The following is a 4331-nucleotide window of genomic DNA, read 5'->3' as shown; positions in this document are numbered from 1 at the left end:
ACCAGCCCCCAATCCGCCACGCTCGTTGTGGTGTGGGGGTGTTTTTTTTTTTTTGCGGCGCGGGGGGGGGGGGGGGGGGCCCCCCCCCCCCCCCCCCCACGTCCGCCGACATGCGACGGGAGAAGTTTTCTTTTCATGGACTCCCTGGAATTGGCGTGCGAAATCCACTTCGTCCGCAGAGGCGTCAGCGTTTGACGGGGACCTCAATGGCTGCGGTAACGTCGCGCCGCGCCCTCGGCGCAGGCAGGTCAATCGGCGAGAGGAAGAGTCAAGAATGGACCACCAGCAGGAGCGGCAGGTCGAGCAGCAGCTTCGCCAGAACTGGCGTCAGATCCGCTACCGCATCCTTGACCAGTTCGGCCAGGTCAGCACCGCGGATGTGGATTCGGCCACCAGCGTGAACGACCTTGTCGCACGCATCGCGGACAAGACGCATCACAGCGAGCGTTACGTTCAGAACCGCCTGCAGGAGCTGGTCGGCGTGGGCGCGGGCCAGGGTGAAAACTCCGGCGAGCGCTTCGGCAGCGGCCAGAACCAGCAGGGTCAGCAGGCCCAGCATGGTCAGCAGGGCCAGCCGTTCGGCTCGCAGCAGTAATTGGCTGGGCCGGCCGCTACTCGGCGCGTGTCTGCGAGAGCGACGCGCCGAGTAGCGTCCGGATCTCGAGTAGATCGTCAATCATTTTGGCCGTCGACGGATTCCGGGGGAGCCGCCGTAGCTCGTCCAGCATCGCGTCCGTCTCCTCGACGGTGGGAATCTCGTCGATCGACGCTGCCATCTTGACGATTGCTTCCATGGCGTCCATCACCTGCCGGTTCGTCGTCTGGATCGACCGATGCCCTGATGGCCCGGACCGAATCGGACGTGCGTTCCATCACGGTGGCGCGAGCATGTTCAAATAAAATTGACGGCAAGTTTCTCCGGTGTTAATTCGGCGCCGCCCGACCGGGGCGTTCGGGACATCAGCGCACCACCTCCATGGCCGGCCGATCAGCTCCGGTCTGTCCTGGACCGGGACGACCTCTCCCGGCTCTCCGCGGTTCCAGTGGAATTGGAGCTATACCCGCCATCGCTGATCGTCAAGCCGGCTGGCCGGCGGAGGCTCAGCCGGTGTTGCGCAGGCCGGCGGCGATGCCGTTGATGGTCAGCAGCAGCGCGCGGCGGAGCTGCGGGTCGGCCCCCTCGCCGGCCGATCGGGCCCGGGCCAGCAGGGAGATCTGCAGCGCGTGCAGCGGTGCGAGGTAGGCATCGCGCACCTCGAGGGTGTGCCGCAGCGTGGGCGCGTTCTCCAACAGCTCCCGCTGGTCGGTGACCGCGAGCACCTCGGTGACTGTGCGGGCATGCTCGGCGCGGATCGCCTCGAAGATCGCCGCTCCGTCCGCGCCGCCTGCGTCGACCAGGGTCGAGACGTAGCGCTCGGCGATGGTGAGATCCGACTTCGCCAACGTCATCTGCACGTTGCCGAGGAACGTGCGGAAGAAGTGCCACGAGCGGTACATCTCGGCAAGGGTGTCCCCGGCGCCCGCCGCGCGGGCCGCGGCCAGACCGGTGCCGACGCCGAACCAGCCGGGCAGGATGATGCGTGACTGCGTCCAGCCGAACACCCACGGAATCGCCCGCAGGTCGGCCAGGCCGCCGGTGCCGCCGGGCCGCCGCGACGGCCGCGAGCCGATGTTGAGATTGCCCAGTTCCTCGACCGGAGTGGCGGCGAGGAAGAACGGGACGAGCGCCGGATCGCCGACGAACGCCTGGTACATCTCCCGGGCCGAGTCGGCGACCGCCTGCATCGTCTCGTCCCAGTCGGCGAGCACCGCGGGCGTCAACCGGGATGAACGGTGCAGGATGGACGCCTCGACCACGGCCGACAGGGCGATCTCCAGGTTGTGCCGGGCGAGCTGCGGCAGCGTGTACTTGTCGGAGATCACCTCACCCTGCTCGGTGACCTTGATCGAGCCGTCCAGGGTGCCGAACGGCTGCGCCATGATCGCCTCGCCGCTCGGGCCGCCGCCCCGGCCGACCGAGCCGCCGCGGCCGTGGAACAGCCGCAGTACGACCCCGTGCCGCCGCGCCACGTCCCGCAGCTCCCGCTGCGCCTTGTGGATCTCCCACTGGGAGGCGGTGATCCCGGCGTCCTTGGACGAGTCGGAGTAGCCGAGCATGACCTCCTGCACATCGCCGCGGGCACCGACGAGCGAGCGGTAGGACGGATCGGCCAGCATCCCGTCGAGCAGACCGCCGGCGGAGCGCAACTCCGTGACCGTCTCGAACAGCGGCACGAAACCGATGCGGGCCCACGCCGGTCGCCCGCCCAGCCCGATCCCGACCAACCCCGCCTCCCGGGCGAGCACGGTCACGGCGAGGATGTCGTCGACGTCCCGCGTCATCGACACGATGTAGCTCTCGATCACGTCGCCGCCGAAGCGGTCGAGGGCCGCGCGGATCGTCCGCATCAGCTCCAGCGCCCGCAGCGCCGGTGCCGGCAGCGGGGGCGGCGCGCTGCCGAGCAGCGGCCGGCGCCGGGCCAGCTCACCGGAGAGCAGGGCGCGGCGGGCGTCCCGGTCGAGCGAGGCATACGGGACGTCGAGCTCGCCGAGCTGGTCGTACACGGCGGCCAGCGCCCCGTGGTGGGCATCGGCGTGCTCGCGGATGTCCAGGGTTGCCAGCGACAGCCCCATCGCGCCGGCCGTGCGGATCACGCGCGCCAGCTCGCCGTTCGCGACCAGGTCGCCGTCACTCTCGAGGAGAGACGCGCGCATCACCGCCAGATCCTCGAGCAGACCGGACAGCCCGGGGTAGTCCCGCCCCGGCGCGTGCGGGGTGCCGCTGGCCAGCCGCTCCCGCGTCGCCGTCAGCCGGGCCAGGACGTAACTGCACTTGAGCCGGTACGGCTCGGCCGCGTTGAGCCGGACGAACCGGTCATACACCTCAGGCAGCGCCTCCCGGTCCGCCGCGAGCGAGGCGACGAGACCCGCGCTCACCCGCACCACCCGGGTGGAGGCGGTCAGCTCGCGGATGAGCCGCTCGACCGACGCGGTCAGCAGCCGCAGGCCGAAATCATGCTGGAGGAGGAGGACCTCCATCGTGACCGCGGGCGTCACGTTGGGATTGCCGTCCCGGTCGCCACCCGCCCACGAACCGAACCGCAGCGGGCGGGCGCCGGGCGGTAGCGCGATGCCCACCCGGGCGAACGCCAGGTCGAGCTCCTCCAGCAGGTCGGGCAGCACCTCGGTGGCGATCAGCTCCAGGTAGTAGGCCGCGGAGCGGGCCTCGTCGGCCGGCTTCGGCCGCTCCACCCGCAGCTCGTCGGTCTGCCACAGCACGTCGACCATCTCGGCGAGGCGTCGGCCGATCCGTTCCCGGTCGGCGGGACGGGGCTGGGCGCCGTCCGGGCTGTCAGCGTCGAGCAGCTCGGCGATGCGTCGCAGCGTGTCGAGCACCGAGCGGCGGCTGGCCTCCGTCGGGTGGGCGGTGAACACCGGCCGCAGCTCGAGGCGGCCGGCGATCAGCGCCGCCAGCGACCGGTCGAGGGTGCCGGCCCCGAGGGCGTCACCCATCCGGGCGAAGGTCTCCGCCAGCGGGCCGCGGGCCCGGTCGGACAGCTCACGGGCGCGGTGCAGCTGCTCGGTGATGTTCGCGAGCTGGAAGTAGGCGGTGAACGCGCGGGCGAGCACGATCGCCGTCGGGTCGTCGACGCCGGCGAGCAGCCGGCCGAGTTCGGCCCCGTTGTCGGGGCGCCGCGCGAGCGCACGGACCTGTTCGACGAGGGCGAGCGTGTCGGCGCCCTCGTGCCGGGACAGCGCCTGGCCGAGCAGATCGCCGACCCGGCGGACGCCGGCGCGCACGGCCGCGTGCCGGGCGTCGGAGGAGACCCCGCCGGCGAAGGCGCCCAGGTCCGCTCCGGGGCCGTCGAGATCAGCCGCCGCACTGCGTTCGATCGTCACGCCGCCTCCGGGGGATGTCGTTGTGCCGAGACACCGGACACGGCGACCACGGTGTCGCCGACCTGGCCCGGCGGGACTGTCGCCCCGCCGCCACGGTCCAGTCTGCCGACTCGCCGCGGGGTTGCCTACGGCTCGTGGGTGTGGGGAAGCCCCGGATTCCCCTAGCCGATGAGGACGATCAGGGGCGGCGCGGCGAGGACGACGAGCGCCGCGAGATAGGCGCCGGCGGGCTGCCACCAGGGCACGTTCGGCGGGTCGAGCAGCCGGGCGATCCGGGACACGACGGGGTTGGTGATGCCACGCGGGGACACCATCCCGGCGGCGTCGCCCGGGGCGCTGGCACTGTTGGCGCCCACCGAGGGGCCGGCGGGGCCGGTGGGGATCGCCGCGGC

The 4331-nt window shown here is 71.7% G+C and carries 3 protein-coding genes and 1 pseudogene; 1 reads left to right on the top strand and 3 read right to left on the bottom strand.

Translation table 11 applies throughout. The features are described 5' to 3' along the window. The first annotated feature begins 274 nt into the window (after nt 1-274). A complete protein-coding gene (locus MXD58_RS21240) occupies nt 275-595 on the top strand; it encodes a hypothetical protein (RefSeq protein ID WP_248837562.1) in 321 nt (106 codons plus the stop codon). A gap of 16 nt (nt 596-611) precedes the next feature. Here the strand turns inward: MXD58_RS21240 and MXD58_RS21235 are convergent, their stop codons facing one another. The 3 genes and pseudogenes from MXD58_RS21235 to MXD58_RS21225 form a co-directional block, all read right to left on the bottom strand. Next, nucleotides 612-794: a hypothetical protein gene (locus MXD58_RS21235; RefSeq protein WP_248837563.1), complete on the bottom strand. Its 183-nt coding sequence runs from the start codon at nt 792-794 to the stop codon at nt 612-614. 307 nt (nt 795-1101) lie between these two features. Continuing rightward, entirely contained in the window at nt 1102-3939 is a 2838-nt protein-coding gene (gene ppc, locus MXD58_RS21230; RefSeq protein ID WP_248837564.1) for a phosphoenolpyruvate carboxylase, read from the bottom strand. Between the two features lie 161 nt (nt 3940-4100). Next, nucleotides 4101-4331: pseudogene (locus MXD58_RS21225) on the bottom strand (M56 family metallopeptidase); the annotation flags it as partial.

This window comes from Frankia sp. AgKG'84/4 (assembly GCF_023242965.2).
In the GTDB taxonomy this organism is placed as follows: domain Bacteria; phylum Actinomycetota; class Actinomycetes; order Frankiales; family Frankiaceae; genus Frankia.
The sequence above is the reverse complement of the archived record's forward strand: the minus strand, read 5'-3'. Positions and strand labels throughout refer to the sequence as shown.

Bases quoted from the DNA above. Each gene is read 5' to 3' on its own strand.
- MXD58_RS21240 (WP_248837562.1), top strand. From the start codon at position 275: ATGGACCACCAGCAGGAGCGGCAGGTCGAGCAGCAGCTTCGCCAGAAC.
- MXD58_RS21235 (WP_248837563.1), bottom strand. From the start codon at position 794: ATGGAAGCAATCGTCAAGATGGCAGCGTCGATCGACGAGATTCCCACC.